This is a genomic window from Citrobacter sp. TBCS-14 (assembly GCF_005280805.1).
Taxonomy (GTDB): domain Bacteria; phylum Pseudomonadota; class Gammaproteobacteria; order Enterobacterales; family Enterobacteriaceae; genus Citrobacter; species Citrobacter gillenii.
Map to the genome: position 1 here is coordinate 1 of NZ_SZWM01001199.1, position 543 is coordinate 543.

Genomic DNA, 543 nt, shown 5'->3' on the forward strand with positions numbered 1-543 from the left:
GGTAGTGGTCCAGATAACCAGCGAGATCGGGCCGTTGACGTCAGAAACGCCAAATTTCGCTTTCACCGCATCCTGATCGGCAGCGTGGAACGCCACGTCAATGGACGGGGAGGTTTTGTCATAATACTCAACTTCCGCTTCCGCCAGCGCGGAACGGCAGTCTACACACCAGTGCACCGGCTTCGCGCCTTTATGCAGGTGGCCGTTGCCGATGATTTTGCCCAGCGCGCGAATGATGTTGGCTTCGGTTTTGAAGTCCATCGTCAGGTACGGCTTCTGCCAGTCACCCAGCACACCCAGACGGATAAAGTCTTTACGCTGACCGTCAACCTGCGTTGCGGCGTATTCGCGGCACTTGGCGCGGAACTCTGCGGCAGTGAACTTTTCACCCGGCTTGCCGAACNCAGACCGTGGCAGTCCCAGCCCGGAACGTACGGCGAGTCATAGCCCGTGAGTCCTTTGGACTTCACGATAATGTCTTTCAGAATCTTGTTAACCGAGTGACCAATATGAATGCTGCCATTCGCATAAGGAGGGCCATCA

At 56.1% G+C, this 543-nt stretch carries 1 pseudogene; it reads right to left on the minus strand.

The features are described from left to right. Positions 1-515, minus strand: a pseudogene (locus tag FDX22_RS26260) (class I tRNA ligase family protein); the annotation flags it as partial. Between the last annotated feature and the right edge of the window lie 28 nt (positions 516-543).